This window comes from Salinimonas marina (assembly GCF_015644725.1).
Classification (GTDB): Bacteria; Pseudomonadota; Gammaproteobacteria; order Enterobacterales; family Alteromonadaceae; genus Alteromonas.
Genome location: NZ_CP064795.1, coordinates 2,568,762 through 2,590,580, shown reverse-complemented (window position 1 = coordinate 2,590,580; position 21,819 = coordinate 2,568,762). Strand labels below are relative to the sequence as shown.

The 21,819-nt window shown below is 50.5% G+C and carries 13 protein-coding genes and 6 pseudogenes; 3 read left to right on the top strand and 16 right to left on the bottom strand.

The features are described 5' to 3' along the window. The first annotated feature begins 135 nt into the window (after nt 1-135). Entirely contained in the window at nt 136-918 is a 783-nt protein-coding gene (locus IT774_RS11600) for an ABC transporter ATP-binding protein (RefSeq protein ID WP_195809912.1), read from the top strand. Next, nucleotides 918-2,111: an ABC transporter permease gene (locus IT774_RS11595; RefSeq protein WP_195809911.1), complete on the top strand. Its 1,194-nt coding sequence runs from the start codon at nt 918-920 to the stop codon at nt 2,109-2,111. The genes IT774_RS11600 and IT774_RS11595 overlap by 1 nt, the downstream gene beginning before the upstream one ends. A 99-nt stretch (nt 2,112-2,210) precedes the next feature. Here the strand turns inward: IT774_RS11595 and IT774_RS11590 are convergent. The 16 genes and pseudogenes from IT774_RS11590 to IT774_RS11515 form a co-directional block, all read right to left on the bottom strand. Next, nucleotides 2,211-3,934: pseudogene (locus tag IT774_RS11590) on the bottom strand (SLC13 family permease). Nucleotides 3,935-3,951: 17 nt separating this feature from the next. Continuing rightward, a complete protein-coding gene (gene cysN / locus IT774_RS11585) occupies nt 3,952-5,367 on the bottom strand; it encodes a sulfate adenylyltransferase subunit CysN (RefSeq protein ID WP_195809910.1) in 1,416 nt (471 codons plus the stop codon). Nucleotides 5,368-5,369: 2 nt separating this feature from the next. Next, the gene (cysQ, locus tag IT774_RS11580) at nt 5,370-6,158 is read right to left on the bottom strand and encodes a 3'(2'),5'-bisphosphate nucleotidase CysQ (RefSeq protein ID WP_195809909.1); all 789 of its coding nucleotides are present in this window, start codon (nt 6,156-6,158) and stop codon (nt 5,370-5,372) included. Then, complete coding sequence (cysC, locus tag IT774_RS11575; protein ID WP_195809908.1) at nt 6,158-6,751, bottom strand: adenylyl-sulfate kinase; 594 nt, start codon at nt 6,749-6,751, stop codon at nt 6,158-6,160. Before cysC ends, cysQ begins: the two co-directional genes overlap by 1 nt. Before the next feature lies 1 nt (nt 6,752). Beyond that, entirely contained in the window at nt 6,753-7,667 is a 915-nt protein-coding gene (cysD, locus tag IT774_RS11570) for a sulfate adenylyltransferase subunit CysD (protein ID WP_195809907.1), read from the bottom strand. Between the two features lie 353 nt (nt 7,668-8,020). Next, the gene (putP, locus tag IT774_RS11565) at nt 8,021-9,535 is read right to left on the bottom strand and encodes a sodium/proline symporter PutP (protein WP_195809906.1); all 1,515 of its coding nucleotides are present in this window, start codon (nt 9,533-9,535) and stop codon (nt 8,021-8,023) included. A 144-nt stretch (nt 9,536-9,679) separates the two neighbouring features. Further along, nucleotides 9,680-10,338 (bottom strand): annotated as a pseudogene (locus tag IT774_RS11560) (DUF3379 family protein). Nucleotides 10,339-10,378: 40 nt separating this feature from the next. Continuing rightward, nucleotides 10,379-10,891, bottom strand: coding sequence for a sigma-70 family RNA polymerase sigma factor (locus IT774_RS11550; RefSeq protein ID WP_408641185.1), 513 nt, complete (start codon nt 10,889-10,891; stop codon nt 10,379-10,381). Nucleotides 10,892-11,071: 180 nt separating this feature from the next. Then, nucleotides 11,072-12,937, bottom strand: coding sequence for a DUF885 domain-containing protein (locus tag IT774_RS11545; RefSeq protein WP_195809904.1), 1,866 nt, complete (start codon nt 12,935-12,937; stop codon nt 11,072-11,074). Between the two features lie 37 nt (nt 12,938-12,974). Further along, nucleotides 12,975-14,684: a BatD family protein gene (locus IT774_RS11540; RefSeq protein ID WP_195809903.1), complete on the bottom strand. Its 1,710-nt coding sequence runs from the start codon at nt 14,682-14,684 to the stop codon at nt 12,975-12,977. Next, on the bottom strand, nt 14,684-16,666 hold the full coding sequence (locus IT774_RS11535; protein WP_195809902.1) for a VWA domain-containing protein: 1,983 nt from the start codon (nt 16,664-16,666) through the stop codon (nt 14,684-14,686). Before IT774_RS11535 ends, IT774_RS11540 begins: the two co-directional genes overlap by 1 nt. A 4-nt stretch (nt 16,667-16,670) precedes the next feature. Further along, the gene (locus IT774_RS11530; protein ID WP_195809901.1) at nt 16,671-17,693 is read right to left on the bottom strand and encodes a vWA domain-containing protein; all 1,023 of its coding nucleotides are present in this window, start codon (nt 17,691-17,693) and stop codon (nt 16,671-16,673) included. Next, a pseudogene (locus tag IT774_RS18065) lies at nt 17,686-18,032 on the bottom strand (DUF4381 domain-containing protein); the annotation flags it as partial. The gene IT774_RS11530 and the pseudogene IT774_RS18065, both read right to left, overlap by 8 nt. Before the next feature lie 32 nt (nt 18,033-18,064). Then, a pseudogene (locus tag IT774_RS18060) lies at nt 18,065-18,205 on the bottom strand (DUF4381 family protein); the annotation flags it as partial. After that, nucleotides 18,202-19,155, bottom strand: coding sequence for a DUF58 domain-containing protein (locus IT774_RS11520; protein WP_195809899.1), 954 nt, complete (start codon nt 19,153-19,155; stop codon nt 18,202-18,204). The pseudogene IT774_RS18060 and the gene IT774_RS11520, both read right to left, overlap by 4 nt. 4 nt (nt 19,156-19,159) lie before the next feature. Next, nucleotides 19,160-20,115, bottom strand: a pseudogene (locus tag IT774_RS11515) (AAA family ATPase). Between the two features lie 390 nt (nt 20,116-20,505). Here IT774_RS11515 and fadI point away from each other — a divergent pair. Next, a pseudogene (gene fadI / locus IT774_RS11510) lies at nt 20,506-21,815 on the top strand (acetyl-CoA C-acyltransferase FadI). The last annotated feature ends 4 nt before the right edge of the window (nt 21,816-21,819 follow it).

Genomic DNA, 21,819 nt, shown 5'->3' with positions numbered 1-21,819 from the left:
TGAAAACCTAGGATACCGTTTTTTTAACACATGTGAACTGTACCGAAACATTCTGAAGCACTTTTTATATGAACCTTAAAAAAGGATAAGATACAGTGCAAAAAGGGAAAAATAACCAAAGCAGGAAAATGGAAAATGATTGAAATTACCGGGCTGGCAAAAAAGTTCGCAGTGGATAACCCTAAAAAGCTAAGCGAACAAGAACAAAAAGATCCCCGGCTCAAAGGCAAGTTTTTTCATTCGGTGCAGGATGTTTCACTGCATTGTGACAGTGGACAGGTGTTAGGCTTATTAGGCCCCAATGGTGCCGGTAAAACCACCACGTTACGGATGTTATCCACGGCCTTAAAACCCGACGCCGGTGATATCAAAATAGGGGGCCGTAGTGTCGTGACCACGCCGCTGGTGGCCCGCAAGTCTATTGGCTTCTTATCTGGTGCCACCGGATTGTATGGGCGGCTCACAGGCCGCGAAAACATTGCGTATTTCGGTCAGTTGCATGGCATGAGTAAAGCCGCGATTAAAACCAAAATAGAAGAACTGGCCAGTTTGCTTGAGCTTGAAACCTTTTTAGACAGAAAATGTGATAACTACTCTACCGGCATGAAGCAAAAAACCGCCATTGCCCGTGCGGTTATCCATGATCCTGAATTAGTGGTACTGGATGAACCCACTACCGGGCTGGATATTATGGCAGCCCAAACCGTGCTCGATTTTATCAAGCGTCTTAAAGATAGCGGGATCCCGGTTATTTTTTCCACGCACCACTTGCAGGAAGTCTCTGAACTTTGCGATAGGGTGACGGTGATAAGCCAAGGCAAAACCGGCTTTGATGGTACTTTGCAAGAGTTTGAGGCCCTGGTGCCCGGGTCATTAAATCAGTCGTTTTTGTCTGTTGTTAAAAGGAGTAATCACTAATGTGGATGGTGTACTTAAAAGAGCTCAAAGAAGTCGTCAGAGACAAAAAAACCATGTTTTTTATGATTCTGTTGCCGCTGCTTATTTTTCCGGTGATTTTCGGCGGAGTGGTTTACTTTACCAGCAAGGCCACCGAAGAAGCCAGAACCAAAACATTGACCTATGCGGTACAAAATGCGCAGAACGCCCAGACTATTAACGAGGCGCTGTTGGCTGAGTCGGGCCTGGAGCGTGTCGAATTACCGGCGGACCAGGATATCAAAGACTGGGTGAAAGCCGAGAATGTCGACTTTGTGCTGACGATACCCGATAACTACAACAGTCAGCCATTAGAAGCGGGCAACAATGAGTTGCAGCTGTACTACAACGGTGCCGGCTTTAATGCGATCAAACAGCGGTTAACTAATATCATTGAGCCCATTGCACAATCATCACAGCAGCAGGCATTTGCGCAGTTACAGGTTAACGATGCACAACAGCAAAAATTACTTGAGCCTATTGTTCTGACCGAGGTCAATGTTGCCGATAAACGCGAAAATATGGGTGAGATTGTCGGCGGCATGGTGGCTTATATTGTGTTTATCCTGTGTCTGCAAGGCGGAATGATCCCGGCCGCCGACTTGGGCGCCGGTGAGAAAGAGCGGGGCACCCTGGAAACCTTGCTCATTTCACCTATCGACCGCCACAAGCTGGTATTAGGCAAGTTCTTTACCATTGCTACCGCGGGCGTCACCACCTCGTTGGTGACGGTGCTCAGTATGGCCGTGTGGGGCATACTGGTAGGACAAAGCCTGGCAATTGAAGCCATAACCGAATTTATGGGGGCTATTGGAATTGTCGATTTTCTGCTGATTTTTTTGATGCTGATCCCGGTTGTGGCGATATTTTCAGCGGTACTGCTTAGTTTATCGATTTATGCCAAAACCTTTAAAGAAGCTCAAGGCTACATGGGGCCGCTGGTGATGGTTATTATTGTACCTATTATACTGGCGCTGATGCCCGGCATTAAGCTTGAAGGCGGGTGGGCCTGGGTGCCATTGACCAATGTCGCGCTGGCTATGAAAGAGCTGATTAAAGGCACCATGGACTATTTCCAGCTGATTGCGATCTTTGGCTCTACCGCCATCATTGCCGCTGCGCTGCTGGGCTTTTGTGTGTTCTGGTTTAATAAAGAAAAGGTGTTGTTCCGATAGTCGCTTTTTTTGAAACTATCCGAAGACTATAAAACAAAGGGCGCTGATAACAGCGCCCTTTTTAGTTTTGAACAAAACACCAGCAACCTGGACTAAGGCCTAAAAATAATAGGCATTGAGCATCAGCAGTACAATCGTGGAGTAGAGCACTGAAATCGGCAGTCCGCATTTAATAAAATGACTAAACCGGTAGTTGGTGGCATTAAACACCAGTAGGTTGGTCTGGTAACCATAGGGTGAGATAAAACTGGCGCTAGCGGCAAACGCCACCGCCAGGGCAAATGGCATCAGCGGCGCCTCGATGATTCCCACCAGGCCATACGCAAATGGAAACATCAGCGCGGCGGCGGCATTATTGGTTACAAACTCGGTCAGCACCAGCGTAGCAATGTAAACTACAATCAGGGCCACAAACCAGTCGGTATCCGACAGGTAGGGAATAAGCATCTGGGTCGATAGCTTTATGACACCGGAGTTTTCCAGTGCGGTAGCCAGGCTCAGCGCACCGACAATTACCACAATCAGATTAAGCGGCATATTGCGTTTTACTTCGCCATTAGAGGTAACCTGAGCACCGATAAGCACCGCCGCAAAAAACAACAAACCAATGGCCAGCGGCAAAATATCGGCTGCCGACAACGCTACCACCGTCAAAAAACCGCCCAGGGTTATCCATTCCTGCAGACCGCCTAAGGGGCGATTGATTTTTTGTTCTGACAGAATAAAGAAATTTTTGGACAGATTCTGGCGCGACTGAAAATCAGGCCCGGCGGCTAACAGCAAAAAGTCCCCCGCCTGCAGTTTTATTTCCCCGAGTTTGCCCGACAATTGTTCGCCATCACGGCGAATGGCCACGACGGCGGCATCGAACAAGGCCCGAAAGCCAAGGGCTTTAATGGACTGGCCGATAACCTGCGCCCGGTTAGCGATGATGACCTCGGTCAGATTTTCCCGCAACAAACCGTCCGCCTCGGCAAAGGTAGTCAGGCCTTTGATATGGCTAAGGTTATCCAGCTTTTGAACATTACCTGAAAAAATCAGTTTGTCCCGGTCCAGTATTACCAGATCGGGAGAGACCGGGGTGATAAGCTGACCATCACGAATAATCTCGACCAGAAACAATTCTGGTAAATTTCGTAAGTGATTCTCTTCCACTGTCTTACCAATCAGCTCTGAGCCTGCCTCTACTTCAGCTTCGACCGTATAGGCACGATAATCGGTTTCCTTATTGGCAATATTGGGCAGCATGGGACTGATAAAAAACATCAGCACGCCACAACTAAGCCCGGCCACCAACCCAAACAGGGTGAAGTCCCAGAAGGCAAACCCAGGGTGTCCGTGTTCCTGCAAAAAGCTATCCACAATCAGGTTAGTTGAGGTGCCAATCAGGGTCACCGTACCACCCAGAATTGCGGCATAAGATAATGGAATGAGGAGTCTGGACGCCGGATGATACTGGTTTTGTTTTACCGGTCCTATCAAACTGGCCACAATGGCTGTGTTGTTTAATAATGCCGAGGAGAAAAAAGTCAGACCAAATAAACGCCAGTACGAGGCCGTAAAATTAGCGGTAACCAATTTACGTCCTAACCGTTTTATAAGTGCGGTTTTATCAATGGCACTGCTGACAATAAGCAGCAACACCAGGGTAATGAGTCCTTTGTTGGTCAGGTTTTGCAGGATATCGTCAAAACTGACCTGTTGCATAACAAGCAGCCCCAGCATGGCCAGGGCAAAGATCGTCGAGGGTCGTTGGTGACTAAACACCAGCGCAAAAATAGTGCTGAAGAACGCCCCAGCACTATTATTTGATTCACATCCATATTGTCAGAACCTGAACCTACAGCTTGCTGATATCAAGTGCATTCCAATGCGGGAAGTGTTTACGAACCAGTTCGTTAAACTCAAGCTCAAACTCGGAAAAGTCCGGAGACTGATGATGTTTATCGGCAGCCAGTTCATCAATGATCATACCTGCACCCACAGTGCCATTGGTCATACGATCGATAACCACGAACGATCCTGTACCTGGGTTGCGATCATACGAGTCACAGGCAATTTCCTGGGTAAACTTCAGGTCAACCACACCAATCTCATTAAGATTCAGATGCGCCGCACCTTTGTGCTCCAGGGTGTTCACATCAATCTGATACTCAACTTCAGCAACCGCACCGGTGGTCATCTTGGTGGCAAATTTAAAGCTGTACTGCTTATTAGGCATCATTGGCTCTTCTGCCATCCATACCAAATGGGCTTTAAACTGCGAGGAAGATAACGGCAGATTGCCGGTTTTGACAATCATATCGCCACGGGAGATATCAATTTCATCTTCCAGGGTCAGGGTTACCGCCTGCGGGGTATAGGCCCGATCCTGTTCACCTTCAAAGGTGACCACGGATTTTACTTTAGAAGTTTTCATTGAGGGCAGGGCGGTGACCTCATCACCAGGCTGCACCTGGCCAGACACCACGGTGCCGGCAAAACCACGAAAATCCAGGTTAGGGCGATTGACATACTGAACCGGGAAACGGAAGTCATCGGCATTCACATACTTACCCACTTCAATGGTTTCCAGTAACTCCATAAGCGGGGTGCCATCAAACCAGGGGGTATTTTCGCTTTTGTTCACAATGTTGTCGCCATCAAGCGCCGAAATTGGAATAAAGCGAATATCAGGAATGTTCAAATCGGCAGCAAAGTCGAGATATTGTTGTTTAATCTCTTCATACTTTTCTTCGCTAAAGTCAATCAGATCCATTTTGTTGATGGCCACGATGACATGTTTGATGCCCAGCAGGCTGGCCAAAAACGAATGCCGTTTAGTCTGGGTTTTCACCCCGGCGCGGGCGTCAACCATCAGAATAGCCAGGTCACAGGTAGAAGCACCGGTAACCATGTTACGGGTGTACTGTTCGTGTCCCGGCGTATCCGCGATGATAAACTTACGTTTGTCGGTAGAAAAATAGCGGTACGCGACATCAATGGTGATGCCTTGCTCACGTTCTGATTGCAAGCCGTCTACCAGCAGGGCCAAATCCACTTTTTCACCGGTGGTGCCCATTTTCTTGCTGTCTTTGGTTACTGCCGCCAGCTGATCTTCATAAATCATTTTGGAGTCATGCAGCAACCGGCCAATCAAGGTGCTTTTGCCGTCATCGACACTTCCGCACGTTAAAAAGCGTAATAAATCTTTCTTTTCATGTTGTTCCAGATAAGCCAGAACGTCTTCTTTCAATAAACTGTTTTCGCTATTCATGCTTATGCGCTCACTAGGAAAAAGGGGTTCAACACAGACTCTTTCTGATTGTAAGAAAGAGGCTCAGCGTTTTTATTCAATGGGTCTTCCGGATTCAGGACGGTAACGGTGGCACCTGCCGCTAATGCCACCGCATGGGCAGCGCCCGTATCCCACTCTGAGGTGGGGCCAAGACGGGGATACAGATGAGCTTCACCGGTGGCAACCAGACACAACTTCAACGAGCTGCCCATGGCAACCAGTTCGGTCTCACCGTCCAGTTGGGCCAGTAACTGCTGAATTTCCGGGCTTTGGTGCGACCGGCTGCCTACCACTTTCCAGGTATCACCTGCACGATGTGGCTGCGCCGAAATCGCTGACTGACCTTGTTCATCAATCTGCCAGGCGCCTTTACCGACCACGCCAACATAGCTGGTATTTTTGGCAGGGGCGTACACCACCCCAAGCACCGGCTTACCGTTGTCAATCAGGGCAATATTGACGGTAAATTCACCATTCTTTTTGATGAATTCTTTAGTACCGTCCAGCGGATCTACCAGCCAGTAACGTTGCCAGGTCTGACGTTCCTGCCAGCTGATATCGGCCGACTCTTCCGACAAAATCGGTAAGTCAGACACTTGTTCCAGCTCTGCCACAATGGTTTTGTGGGCGGCCAAATCAGCCTCTGTCAACGGACTGGTATCCTGTTTTTCATAAATAGTGAAATCTTTGTCGTAAATCGACATGATTTCATCGCCGGCCTGGCGGGCGATACGCAGAATCTGTTCTGCTAAAGGGTCAGGTAAGGCCATTACACAAGTCCTTTATCTACTAATAAATGATACAACCGCTCTGCGGTGTCTTCAGCACTTTCATCCTGATAATCCAGGTGTACTTCAGGGCTCACAGGCGCTTCATACGTAGAATCGATACCGGTGAAATGCTTGATTTCACCGTTACGGGCTTTTTTGTACAGCCCTTTAGGATCACGTTGTTCACAAACTTCCAGCGGGGTATCTACAAATACCTCCACAAACTCATTGTCATCAAGCAATTTTCGACAATAGTCGCGATCTGTCTGAAAGGGTGAAATAAATGCTGTAATCACAATGCTGCCGGCATCTACAAACAGCTTGGCGACTTCACTTACACGCCGGATATTCTCGACCCGGTCCTTATCTGCAAAGCCCAGATCACCACACAGACCGTGACGGACATTGTCGCCATCCAGCAAATAGGTATAGCGTTTGTTGTCAACCAGCTTCTTTTCCAGCAAATTGGCCAGGGTGGACTTACCTGAGCCGCTTAAGCCGGTAAGCCAGATAACCCGAGGCTGCTGACCAAGCTGCTGACTACGGGTCTGTTTAGTGACCTCGTGTTGATGCCAGACAATATCGGTAGCCATGTTAGAAGTATCCTTCCATTTTTTTCTTTTCCATCGACCCGGCGCTGTCATGGTCAATGACCCGACCCTGACGCTCTGAGGTCTTGGTCAGTAACATTTCCTGAATAACTTCAGGTAAGGTCGCGGCTTCTGACTCTACCGCACCGGTCAGTGGGTAGCAGCCTAAGGTACGAAAACGTACTGAGCGCATTTGCGGCTCTTCACCTGGCTCCAGTGGCATTCTGTCGTCATCAACCATGATCAGCACTCCGTCGCGTTCTACCACAGGGCGCGGCTTCGCCAGGTACAGCGAAGGAATATCGATGTTTTCAAGATAGATGTATTGCCAGATATCCAGCTCAGTCCAGTTTGACATTGGGAACACACGAATGCTTTCGCCTTTGTTTACTTTTGAGTTATAGATGTTCCATAACTCTGGACGCTGATTTTTTGGATCCCAGCGATGATTACTGTCGCGGAACGAATACACCCGTTCTTTCGCCCGAGACTTTTCTTCGTCACGACGGGCACCACCAAAGGCAGCATCGAACTTATGTTCATTTAACGCCTGCTTCAGTGCCTGGGTTTTCATTACGTCAGTATGAACAGAGCTGCCGTGGGAAAATGGTCCTACGCCCTGAGCAATACCTTCTGGATTCTTATGAACTAACAGATCGAAACCGTATTTTTTTGCCTGCTGGTCACGAAACTCGATCATTTCCTGGAATTTCCAGGTGGTATCGACGTGCAGCAATGGGAAAGGAATTTTACCCGGAGCAAATGCTTTGCGTGCCAGATGCAGTAAAACCGAAGAATCCTTACCTACAGAGTACAGCATCACAGGGTTGTCAAACTCTGCGGCGACCTCGCGAAAGATATGGATGCTCTCGGCTTCGAGTTGTTTCAAATGCGTAATAGACGGTATTTCTGAAGTCATTGTCGAGTCCGATAGTTAAGGTTATATACGAAACGATTATATGTATAGAACACTAGCATATTTAGATCATAAAGTGCTATGCGATTTAGCTATACGAAATAGCACTTTTATGCCAGTAAGTACGGGTTAACATGCTTATGGGTTAATTTTCATAGAAAAACTTTAATCCCACTAAGGTTAGTCCTATTTGTCTAATCTGTAATGCAATAAGGATGCACAGTTGCAATAACCTGTAGCAAGTTATTACCAGAAGGCCTGTTACCGTCGAATGCGGAAAAGGGAAGCGCAAAAAACGTGGAGCAATAAAAAAGCCACTTCAGATGAAGTGGCTTTTGGTAAAAGCGAACAACGACTTAGCGCAGCTCTTCATCCATTTTTTTCTGGAATGCATCAAAGGTTTCTTCAACACCTTCGCGCGGCTTGCCAAATTTCGACAACACCATAATGGTGATACTGGCCAGGACGAAGCCAGGCACAATTTCATACATCCATGCACTTAGCGGCTTGCCATCAATCTGGAATGGTGCATAAATCCAGAACAGCACCGTTAGTGCACCCACAACCATGCCACCTAGTGCGGCGCGGCGGGTCATACTGCGTTTAAACAGGCTGAACAGAACCAGCGGACCAAATGCAGCACCAAACCCTGCCCAGGCGTTACTTACCAGCGTCAGAATCGTGCTGTCACGATCGTATGCCAGATAAATAGCGACCGCCGCGACAACCACCACTGATACACGGCCAGCAATTACCAGCTCGGTATCTGAGGCATTACGACGCAGGAAGGCCTGATAAAAGTCACTGGTCAGTGAACTTGAAGTCACCAACAGCTGCGAGGAGATTGTACTCATGATCGCCGCCAGAATGGCTGCCAGCAGGAAACCACCAATTAACGGGTGGAACAGAATCTGTGACAAGTAGATAAAGACGGTCTCAGGGTCAATTTGAACCCCTTCCTGCGACGTCACATAGGCCAGACCAAACAGACCGGTAACCAGGGCACCGATGATAGAAACCAGCATCCAGCTCATACCAATATTACGCGCTGCAGGGACATCCTTAACGCTACGGATAGCCATGAAACGCACGATGATATGTGGCTGTCCGAAATACCCCAGGCCCCATGCCAGTAACGAGACAATACCAACGATGGTGAGATCTTGCTTGGTGCTGGCATCCGCAAATGGGCTGAGCAGGTCAGGATCGATATCGCGCACTGCTTGCACCGCTTCGTTAAAGCCGCCTAACTCCATGACGGTCACGATAGGCACCATCACCAGCGAGATAAACATGATACAACCCTGTACAAAATCGGTCATACTCACGGCCATAAAACCACCTACCAGCGTATACAGCACCACGACCGCGGTGGTGACATACAGACCGGTTTCATAGGTCAGACCAAAAGAGGATTCAAACAGTTTACCCCCGGCAACTACGCCAGATGAAGTATACAGCGTAAAGAAAATTACGATAACAACCGATGCGATGACACGCAGAAGACGGCTGTTGTCATCGAATCGATTTTCAAAGTAATCGGGTAGTGTAATGGAGTTTTTTGCCAGTTCGGTGTAAACCCGCAAACGTGGTGCTACCAGCAGGTAGTTTGCCAGTGCGCCCAAAACCAGACCAATTGCAATCCAGCCTGCAGACAAGCCTGAGACATACATCGCCCCTGGCAGACCCATCAGCATCCAGCCACTCATGTCCGAAGCGCCAGCAGAAAGTGCAGTTACAGCGGGACCTAACTGACGTCCACCCAGCATGTAGCCTTCGACATTGGTGTCTGTTTGTCGATACGCAAATACCCCGATGCCAATCATGGCTGCGAAGTAAAGCCCTAACGAAATTATAGTACCTGTTGCCATAAATCCTTCCTTATTTTTTTCGGCATGCTAACAGGAACTTACGTAAGTCTCCATGAATGGGGGCAATTTGAACTCTAATAAATTTACAAAATATTGACGCACCGACAAAAAAAGTCACTTTAAAAAGTGGCTGGAAAGAGTTTATCAGGCTGAAAACTGTATACTTTTTCTCACCTTCTGGCTAAGAGGGTGAAGATTAGAACCTTTTTCCCCCACCACCACAATACTGGCCTTTTGCAGTTGAAACCGGGTGCCCTGAAATTCGTTATTGCTGAAGCTATCGGGAATGGTGCTGCCCTTGTCGGGGGGCATCACAAACACGGACATACGACCCTGGTCGGTATGCAGAATCAGGTGCAGACTACGAACAGAACGTAAATGACAAAAGTTTGCCACCTGTATGTCACCGATAGACTCAACCATTCGCCCCCCGAAACTGGCGAGCTTGGCATTGATTTGCGCCATATCTAAGGGCAATACGCTATGGGGCACTTCTTTATCAAGATGGGTCACATGTGCCAGCGCCTGATTTTCCAGCCCGGGTGGCTGTTGCACCACCCACAATGTCCCCATTACCCCAATCACCAGCGCTACAGAGGCGGCCAGGGCAGTATACCAGCGCTGATGTTTGCGCTGTTTGTTGTAATCGGCGGTCGTTTGTTGCCAAATCAGTTTGTGGGCCAGGTCCTCGGGACCGGCACTTTTGTGGCCTGTTTGAGCTTATTGTTCATCTGTCTGACTTGCTCGCGAAAAGCCTGTTTGTCAGGGTCGGCTTCAGCTGCCTTAAGCACGTCTGCGTCCATGGTGTCTGGATCTGCATAGATACGACGCCGGAATTCTAACTCATCCATTACGGTGACCTCGTACTTCTGGTTGCTTACTCAAGGTATCTTTAAGCTGGTTGCGGGCACGAAACAAACGTGTCATTACGGTATTTTTATTAAGGTCCAGCTGCGCCGCGATTTCATCGCCGCTATAACCAAAAATTAATTGCAAAATCAAAGGCTCCCGGTATTCAAGCGAAAGTCCGGCCAGCAATCGATGGATCTCATTCTGGTGTACCGAACTTTCAGCAAAACAGGTTTCATCTACTAGTGCGGCCTCATCATACTCCACAATATCCAACTGCTTTTTTTCAAACCGCCGGGCATTTTCACGGCGCACGATGGTGATCAGCCAGGACTTGGCTGCCTTTTCATCTTTTAAAGCATCCAGCGAACGCCAGGCCCGTAAAAACGTCTCCTGGGCGATATCTTCCGCCACGCTTTTGTCTTTAGCCAGATAATACGCATATCGATAGATATCGGCGTGAAAGGCGTGCACCAGCGCTTCATAGCGTTTTTGTTTCTGTTTCATGTCAGATAAGACCCGCGGGGCCGATAATTTATTTCGTGACCTGAACATTTTTTTGGCCGCTGGCTGAAGGTATTTGATAAGCATAGCTGATTCGCAGGCTGGAATGAAAAACAATGGTAACAAAAACCCCGGCGCCAGGCCGGGGAGATATATCTGCAGAAGGCGTTTATTCGCCGCGAATTATTCTGCTTTAGTTTGCTCAATCCAGCGATTGATTTTATCGGTCAGCACCGCCAGCGACACCGGGCCGTCTTTGAGAATTTCATCATGAAACTCCGGGAAACTGAATTTATCGCCTAATTCCTCACGGGCCTTATCGCGCAGCTCCATGATTTTGAGCTTACCAATCATGTAAGCGGTGGCTTGCCCGGGCAACGCAATATAGCGCTCAATCGCTTTTTGCGCATCGTATTCAGGGTTCGGAGTATTTTCTACCAGGTACTCAACCGCTTCTTCACGTGACCATTGTTTTGAGTGAAGGCCGGTATCGACCACCAGCCGGCAGGCTCGCCACAATTCCATGGCCAGGCGGCCAAAATCAGAGTAGGGATCTTCATAAAAACCCATGTCCTTAGCCAGCTCTTCGCTATACAATCCCCAGCCTTCGGTATAGGCGGTGGCGCTTAAAAATTTCTGGAACATCGGAATGCCGTCAAGTTCCTGAGCAATCGCGCGTTGCATATGATGGCCGGGAATACCTTCATGGTACGCCAGGGCTTCCATTTGATAGGTGGGCATGGAACTCATGTCATACAGGTTGGCGTAATAGATGCCAGGCCGTGAACCATCCTGCGCCGGGCTTTGATAAAACGCCTTACCTGCAGATTGTTCACGGAAAGCCTCCACCCGCTTAACAATCATATCGGCTTCAGGGGTTAGCCCAAAATAGTCTGGCAGTGCGTCGCGCATATTATCGATATGCTGTTTGGCTTCGGTCAGATAACGCTGACGTCCTTCTTTGGTATCTTCGTAGTAGAACTGATCATCGGTACGCATGAATTCAAAGAACTCCTGCAAGGTGCCGTCAAATTCCACCTCCTTCATGATCTTCTTCATTTCATTATGAATACGATCCACATTTTCCAGACCAATCTGATGGACTTCCTCGGCACTAAGATCGGTGGTGGTATACCAGCTAAGACGATTGTCGTACCAGGCTTTGCCTTCCGGTAACCGCCATACACCGTCGCCTTCAGGACTTAATTTTTCCTGGGCTTCCAATTCACTGATCAGCTCCTCATACGCAGGACGAACCGAGGTCAGCAGTGCGGCTTTTGCTTCGGCCAGCAGATTTTGTTTAACGGTATTTTCAACCTCCAGGGCCCGGATTTTGCCATCAATGTCTTCCCACAAGGTTGAAGGGGTATCAGATGTGTCAAAAGGCGCTCCGGAGATCACATTACGTGACGCCTGTATCATCTGCGGGTAAGCCCAGGCTGGTGGAAAAACTCCTGCTTCCTGGCGCAGTTTCATCTGGTCAATAACCTGTCCAAAGTACGTGTCCACTTTGTCCAGACGGCTGATGTAGGCTTTGGCATCGTCTTCAGTTTTAACACTATGAATATTGATCAAAAAGCTGGGAACCATGGTGTGCGGCCCGCGGAACTGATTGATAACATAAGTGTGATGACGGAATTTGTCGTTTTCCAGTGACCGTTCAAGCTCATAACGGTAGAGTTTCAGGCTTAATTTTTCCTGTTCGTTAAGCTTTTTTGCATCGAACGTATCAAGCTCTTCAAGACGATTTTTGTAGATAGCCATTTGCTGTTCTTTGGCTTCTTCGCTGACATCATCCCACTCGCCATAGTCCCACTTGTAGCCCAGATAGCTTTGGGACACGGGTGACCGTTTTAAGTCTTCTTCAAAGGTACGTTCGAAAAAAGCATTAAGCCGTTCAGACTCACTTTGAGCGCTCATCTGCGACTCAGACTCGGTGGCGTTGCCCGCGCTTTTGTTGCTGCTGGCTTCCTGTGAGGCAGGCGAGCAGGCCATTAAGCCGCTAAGTGCCAGTGCCAGCGCACTTAAACGAAACATGTTTTTTTGCATGTGATCTCCCTGGTGTTATCAAGCGTCACCGTTTTTATTATTGCTGATAGAGCGGTGACAACGGTTGTCGTTGTTCTTGTTGGTGTTGCAAATATTGCTGACGAACAGCCACTAAGGCGCTGCGAAGTGGCTGTACATCCCACGTCGTTGATCCGGGGCCATACAAGCTCGCCAGCAACGCATCCAGCGGCGCCTGCAACGGTGCGGTAAGAACACTGTCGGCCGGCCTGGTAAGGGGCTGCTCAAGGCCTTCCAGCTGGCGGAGCCAGTGATGCAACGCCGCGACCACCTGACTGGCCTGGCCACTTTTTAAGGCGCTTTCAAGCTGCGCATAGGCCTGTGCTTCGACTTGCCTTTCATGGCCGCTTCCAACCGCGGCTGCGGGCGGCTGTTGGCTTAATTTTTTACGATAATAGCGTATAACGATGGCCAATAGCAGTACAGTGGCAACCCAAAGGCCCAGCAACAGCCACATAGCGTATCCGGGCATACCGGCTCCGGACTCTGGCGGCGTAGTCTGCGCCGGCGCCTCGCCGGTCTCAGGCTCTGGCGTAGATGAAGCCGCAGCGGCAGGGCTGGTGGGCGCCGGGGCAGACGCCGTATCGGGCACCACCTCTATGCTGCGGGCTTTCAATGTGGCGTATTCGGTCTCTTGGGTCAGGACATTAAACCAGGGGATGGTGATCTCAGGCAGCACATATTTACCCGCTTTCGTGGGGATAATCGCCACCGAGGCGACCCGCTGCGCAATCAGAGTATTGTCTTTATCCACGGTAGCGGTCTGGCTTTGATCGGGGTAGACCTTGAAGCCGGGTGGATAATGAGTGGGGAAGTCGGGAAGCTGTTCTTCTACCACCCCCATGGCGGTGAGGGTCATGGTTCGGGTAACCGGTTCACCCACCGTAAATTCCTGTTGCTGAGGCCACTCTTCGTGAATGTCCACAAACTCACTGGGAAGCCAGTGAAAATCAATATCATCAGGTTGCGCTTTAACCGTTAAGGTTATATCCGGCCCCAGCCGGTTGATGGTTTGAGTGCGATTGAAAAAACCAAAGCGCTGGTTAGTATTGGGGGCCAGCACCTCACCGGTAAAGACCGGCCCCTGAATAGTAAACTCGCCTGAACGTTGAGGTACCACCGCAAAATTACGTTCAATGACCTGGTAGCGCCGGCCATTTACAATTTCTGTGGTACGCCTATCATCGCCCAGCTGGCTGATTTGCGCCTGAGCCAGCTTGGGTGCCTGTAAACTTCCACGTTCGATATCAGTAGCCAGAAACAGTTTCACTGTGTAGCGAATTTGCTGATTAAGATAGACCTCGTTGGTATCCACGCTGGTGGTAACATAAAAATCACGGGCTGGCTTGTCATTGTCCGACTGGCTTACCGGAATAACCTCTACCTCAATAGGCTGGGTTTGGTGTCCTTCGATAGTAAAAGCGGGGATCGTAAAACGACCTTCCTGACGAGGAAACAACGTGGTGGTCCAGGTGGTGGTTTTGCTGCGTGTACCATTAATAATACTGGTGCGGTTACTAATGGCAGTGCGGCCCACCACAAAGTCATTAAGCAGTGCTGAGCTGTCAAATGCATCCCGGGAGGGGTCCCCGGCAGCAATGACCGAAAGGCGGATAGCCTCATCCACCATCACCGGATTTTTATCAATCTGAGCCCGCACATTGGTGACGCTGGCGTGGCTGGCCAGACTTAGTGCTAAACCCATTATTAATATGTACAACTGTTTCATTACCACTCACTCCGGTTGGATGGGGGACGCCGGTTACGCCGCTGCTGGGCTTCAAGCTGCATTTTTCGCTTAAGTAAGAAAGCCGGATCATCGGGGATGCGCTTTTTAAGATTTTCAAGCCGTTGCAGGTTTTCTTTTTCTGCATCACTAAGTTCAGCCTGTCCTGCCACCTGGTGTTCAGGATTTTCTGCCTCATCGGCGGGCTTTTCTGCCTGAGTCGGGGCGCCAGACGCGGCTGGTTCAGAAGCTTGTTCTGACGCATCCTCTTTATCACCAGCAGCCGACTCAGGTGAGGACCCGGTGTCGGCAGATTCATCTGGCTTCGCAGCGCCGGAATCGTCGCTTTGCTCCTCACCCTGGTCTTGCGAGCCGGATGGGGAGGCGTCCTGAGCATCCGGTTGCGACTGGTCCTGCTGGCCGGATTGGGACTGCGGGTCAGAGTTCTGGCCTGACTGATCTTCGCGGTTCTCACCCTCGTTGTTTTGTTGCTGTTGCTGTTGCTGTTGCTGTTGCTGTTGCTGTTGCTGTTGCTGTTGCTGTTGCTGTTGCTGTTGCAGCAATTGCTCAGCAATTTTTTTGTTATGCAGCGCCTGGGTATGTTGGGGATTTTTGGCCAACGCCTTGTTGTACGCCTGTATGGCCTGCTCGTAATCTCCCAGCTGCGTCAGGGCATTGCCCTGATTGTAAGCCGCATCCGCGGTATCCTGCTGACTGAATAACGACGCCGCCTGCTCGTAATTACCCGCTTTATAATGGGCACTGGCCTGCCAGTCCGGGGCCTCAAAGTGCCCGGCGGCCTGTTCATAAGCGCCAGCCTGGTACAGGGTTTGGCCCTGCTGGTTGGTGTTTTCAAATAGCTGACTTTGCCAGCTCAGTGCCTGGCGGGCAGTCGTCGCTTCATCACTATCATTTTGAGCCGGCGGGGTGCTTTGCGCATAAACGGGTTCAGGCAACCATAGTGACACCGATACGAGAGTGAGGCAGAACGCCGCCGCTCGTCTGAAAAAAAGCAGCATTATCGGCAGACAAACAAGCAACAAATATGGCCCGAACTCCTGCCACTGATCACCACTGTACTGGTTTTGTTGTTGTTCAGCGACTTGTCGCTCATCCTGTCTGAAACTGTTCGCCAGATTGCGAATATCAGCTTCGGAGGCCGAAATAACGGCAAATTCACCCCCGGTGGTGCTGGCCAACGCCTGTAGGGCGTCTTTGCGTAAGCGGGGCACCACAATCTGTCCGCGCCGGTCTTTAAGCAATTCACCACTGGCCTGCTTGATTGGTGCGCCCTCCTCGGTCCCCACTGCCAGAATATTAATCGTAAAGGGCAGGGTACTAAGATAGCTTTGTAACTCTTGCTGTTGCTCCCGGCTGATGCCATCGGTTATCCAGAAAATATGCCCCTGCCGATAGCCGGCATTGGTCAGTAATTCGCTGGCCTTTTCGATGCCGAGCAACGGATCGCTACCAGCAACCGGCATAATTTCCGGGTTCAGACTGGGAATGAGCGCATTCAGGTTTTTATAATCTGCGGTAAGAGGGCTGATAATAAATGCGTCGCCCGCGTAAGCCACCAATCCGGTTTCACCGTCACTGATGCGCTTGACCAAATCCATCGCCTTGTATTTAGCGCGAGTAAGCCGGTCGGGGGAGACATCGGTAGATCGCATAGACAACGACATGTCCATAACGACTACCTGTCCGGCCTTGACCTGATAGACCGGCTGCGGCAGCCGTTGCCAGGTAGGGCCAGCCAGCGCCAGACTTACCAGTATCCAGCACACTAACAGGGCTACGTATAAACCAGACCTTTGTTGTGCCTGGCCCGCGCCCACCATTTTCTGATACAAATGCGAGGCTATCACGCCGTGCCAGCCGGACTGCTGTGCCCGCCAGCGTCGATAGAAAAACCAGATTAATAGTAAAACCGGAATGGTGGCGAGCCACCAGGGTCTTAAAAAATGAAATTCCTGCCAGACCATGTGATTAGCGCTCTTTTACTTGCGAGGTGGACCGAGATGGATGGCGTTGGCGGTGTCGCCACAGCATGCCGGCCAGGGGTAGCACACTAAACAGTAACGCCAGACCCAGTGGATAATAATACAACGCACTTAACGGCCGCAGCTTTTGCGAATCGCCTTCGATGGGTTCCAGTTCATCCAGCCGACTGTATATTTGCTCGAGTTCCTGGGAATCCCGGGCCCGAAAATACTTGCCACCCGTGGCGGTAGCGATGTCAGTAAGCATATCCTCATCCAGCTCCCGCGATGGGTTTACCTGCCGGCGACCAAAAAAGTTCTCGACCACCATTTTATCGGCGCCCACCCCAATGGTGTAAACCGTAACCCCGCTTTCAACCGCCAGTTCTTTAGCTTGTTTTGGGGTGATATTACCTGTGGTATTGCGACCATCTGTTAATAAAATCAATACCTTGTTTGTTTTTTCCCGGGCTTCCAGGCGCTTCACCGCGAGACCGATTGCATCGCCTATCGCGGTCTGTTCGCCTACCAGACCAATCACGGATTCGTCGAGCAACTGCGCCACCGTTTTACGGTCAAAAGTCAGGGGCGCCTGCAAATAAGCGGTATCGGCAAATAAGATCAGACCAAGGCGATCGGAGACCCGTCGTTTGATAAAGTCAGCCAATACTGCTTTGGTCATTTGCAGACGGTTTACCTGACGGCCATTTATCGTCATATCGTCTATTTTCATACTGCCGGATAAATCCACTGCCAGCATCATTTCACGCCCTTCGCTGGAAATACTGACCGGCTCGCCCAGCCATTGTGGGCGGGCGGCCGCCACCACCAACAGCAGCCATATCAGCCATAACCAGATGAGCTTAACCGATGCCTGAGCACGTGTCTGAGAGGATGAGGCAGTAGCGCCGGCCAGTACATGGGGGATATGCAGTGCCGCCTCCTGAGTGGGGGTACTGGCTGGCAGCAAACGCATTAGCAACGGCAGCGGCAGTAACAATAATACCCACCACCAGGCAAACTCAAACATGGCTTACCTCAGCGTCATTAAGTACCGTCGCGTCAGGCAGAGGCTTAAATCTGGCGTGTTTGATCCAGTGCTCAGCCACCTGCCGGCATCGGCTAAACTGACTTTTGTCAGGCTTGACGGGCTGATACAGCATAGCCTGTAAGTGACTCAGTTCCTCGGCGGCCTGGCTCTGCTGCCCCGGTCTGAGCTGCCTTACCAAAAACTGGGTCCAGCGTTGACCATACAGTCCCGCCAGGGCAGGGCGGGGAAGTAGCTGATGGCGGTACGCTTGAGTAATTGATTGATTTGTGACGGCCAGTTGTCGGCTTCCACAGAAACATTTTTAAGCTCCTTGAGCGCCTGGCGGCGGGGGCATTAAAACGACGTCGTTGGCGCCACCACCATACTACCGCGGTCAATACCAATAACGTCAGGGCGACAACAAGCCACCAACCCCAGGCCAGCGGCCAGAATGAAACAGGATCAGGAGGCTGAATATCTTTTAGTTGTGCAAGAAGTTGTTGTTCGTTCATTGTTTGGATCCAGCCTGCACGTTCAGTTGATGTTCCAACGGTGTGGCCGCACTGATTTGTTGACAGAAAATACCGGCATCACGTAGCAACTGCGTGGTCTGCACCAGGTGCTGTTCGCGGCTTTCGCGGTACCGTTGCTGCTGATGCGAATCGCCAAGTAGCCAGGTCTGACGTTGCTGACCGTCGGTGACACTGACCTGGCGCTGCCCGGCAACCTGTGGCAAAGCATGTTCGAAGGGGTCGGTAATCATCAGCGATTTTACTTCGCTATGACGACCCAGATGCGCAAGATGCTGGGCGGTGGCAGCATCTAACGTGGCAAAATCGGAAATAACGTATACCAGACTACCGGGCCGGACCAGCCGCCGTGCGCGGGCGCAGGCATCGCTAAACGCAATAGCTGATAGTTGTTCTGTATCATGCTGATCATTTTGCAACTGCATCAGCTCGTGACAAAGGGCCAGCACCGCGCGCTTACGGGACATCGGTTTGCATTCGCGATGCTGATTAGCGGTAAAGAGCAGAGCGCCCAGTTTATCGCCCCGCTGGACCGCCGACCAGGCAATAAGGGCAGACAGATGCGCCGCCTGGATACTTTTTAGCAGCAATTGGGTACCAAACTGCATTGAGGCAGACAGGTCGCATAGAATAAAAACCGGTCGTTCACGTTCTTCACGATAAATTTTGGTATGGGTTTTACCGGTGCGGGCGGTTACCCGCCAGTCGATCGCCCGAATATCGTCGCCGGCCTGATAATGGCGGGCTTCATCAAACTCCATACCCCGGCCTTTATGCTTACTCAGGTAGCCGCCGGATAAAGCCGCACAATGGGCCTTACCGGGCTTGAGGTTAATCAGGTGTGTCAGCTGTCGGTAGCGCAGCAATTCGGTAGTGCTCAGCTCAATTCCGTTACTGTGTAACGCGGTGAGCATGTGGGCCTTATTTATCATATAACTACGGCACAGCCACCTGTTGAACAATACGATCGAGCACCTGATTGGTGGTGACACCCTGCGCTTCAGCCTGATACGACAAAATAATGCGATGGCGCAGAACATTATGCACCACCGCCTGAATATCATCGGGGCCGACAAAATCACGCCCTGCCAGCCAGGCATGGGCCCGGGCACAGCGGTCCAGGGCAATAGTGGCCCGCGGACTTACCCCAAATTCAATCCAGTCTTTTAACTCATCATCGTATTTTTCCGGGCTGCGGGTGGCCACCACCAGCTCTACCATATAGCGTTCCAGCTCAGGGGCCAGATGCAAACTCAATGCTTGCTTGCGGGCTGCAAAAATATCGGCCTGCGATAATTTGGCCGGTGCGGGCGCCGCCATTTTGCGCTCTTCGTCCCGGGTTAACTGCAAAATTTGCAGCTCGGTTTCAGCGCCGGGATAATCAATTTCAATATGCATCAAAAACCGGTCCAGCTGCGCCTCTGGCAGCGGGTAGGTACCCTCTTGCTCCAGCGGGTTCTGGGTCGCCATAACCAAAAACAACGCCGGTAACTTGTAGGTTTTGTTGCCCACCGTAATCTGGCGTTCGGCCATCGCTTCCAATAAGGCCGACTGCACTTTGGCCGGAGCCCGGTTTATTTCATCCGCCAGCATCAGATTATGAAACAGTGGTCCTTTTTGAAACACAAACTCGCCGGTCTCGGGGCGGTAGATATCGGTACCGGTTAAATCGGCCGGCAGCAAATCCGGGGTGAACTGGACCCGATGAAAATCTGCTTCCATGCCGTTCGCCAACGCATTGATCGCCCGGGTTTTGGCAAGCCCCGGGGACCTTCAACTAACAGGTGACCATCTGCCAGCATCGCAATAAGCAGGCTACGGGTGAGTTGGGTCTGACCGATTATTTGTGAGTTCAGATAGGCGTGAAGTTGCTGAAACTGCTCTGCTGCCATAGCGTGTTAAATTCCTGATCAAATAGCTGTACCAAACACTACTAGTGTAAGAAACAAAAGTTCGTGGGTTACTGACTCTTGGTTTCTTATATGGTTCCATCTCCGGCAACTTCAAGACGTGGTTAACGCAGTGCTTTGACAATAAATAACCACTGCGCGCTTGCGCTGGTAGCCGGTTGGTTTAAGGTAATACACTGATTAAGACATATTCTTTACATTGGAACAATCATCAAATGTAAACGAGTGTAAAGCGGCGAGTCACAGATATGCTGTGGCGAGGTGCTTTTGCGGCCATTTGCTATTTTGATGATAGTCTGTAAAATCTTACATTATTACAGGTCAGACCACTTCGCGAGAACACCGTAAAGTGGCAAACGATTCAGGTACAATATGGCGACTAAACAACAAATAACGACACGTCAGGGCGATCGGATTGCGATTGTTTCTGGTCTACGAACGCCGTTTGCAAAAATGGCAACTTATTTTCATGGAGTTCCGGCTGTCGACCTAGGCAAGATGGTGGTCAATGAACTTCTGATCCGCAACGGCGTATCCCCGGATATGATTGATCAGGTGGTTTACGGACAAGTTGTGCAGATGCCTGAGGCGCCCAATATTGCCCGGGAAATTGTATTAGGTACGGGCATGAATGTGCACACGGATGCTTACAGTGTATCTCGTGCCTGCGCCACCAGTTTTCAGTCTACCGTTAACATTGCCGAGAGCATGATGGCCGGCAATATCCAGGTAGGGGTAGCAGGGGGCGCAGACTCCACCTCGGTATCCCCATCGGGGTCTCAAAAAATCTGGCGCGCGCGTTGGTAGATTTACAAAAAACCAAGACCATGGGGCAAAAGCTCAATGTTCTTAAACGGTTGTCGTTCAAAGATCTGATGCCGGTGCCACCCGCCGTTGCTGAATACTCCACGGGCCTGTCGATGGGCCAAACGGCCGAGCAAATGGCCAAAACCCATCAGATTGCCCGTGCAGATCAGGACCAGCTTGCTCATCGCTCTCATAGTCTGGCCGCCGAAAGCTGGGAAGCCGGCAAACTGGACAATGAAGTGATGACCGCCTACGCCGAACCTTACCAAGGCGCGCTGGGCCGGGATAATAATGTGCGCTTTGACTCAAAGCTGGAAGGTTACGCTAAGTTGCGTCCGGTGTTTGATAAAAAATATGGTTCAGTGACCGCCGCTAATGCCACACCTCTTACTGATGGGGCATCGGCTGTGTTAATGATGACAGAAAGCCGGGCCAAAGAACTAGGCTATACGCCGCTGGGTTATATTAAAAGCTATGCCTTTTCAGCAATAGATGTGTGGGAAGACATGTTGATGGGCCCCTCCTATGCGACTCCTATCGCCCTGGATCGGGCGGGCATGTCCCTGAACGATCTGACGCTGATTGAAATGCATGAAGCCTTTGCCGCCCAAACGCTAGCGAACATTAAAATGTTTGCCAGTGATAAATTCGCCAAAGAAAAGCTGGGACGTGACAAAGCCACCGGCGAAATCGATATGGACAAGTTTAATGTAATGGGCAGCTCAATCGCTTATGGCCATCCTTTCGCCGCCACTGGTACGCGTATGATTACCCAAATGCTTAATGAGCTTCAGCGGCGCGGCGGCGGTACTGGTTTGCTGACAGCCTGTGCAGCAGGTGGTCTGGGTGCAGCGATGATTGTGGAGACAGAATAATGAC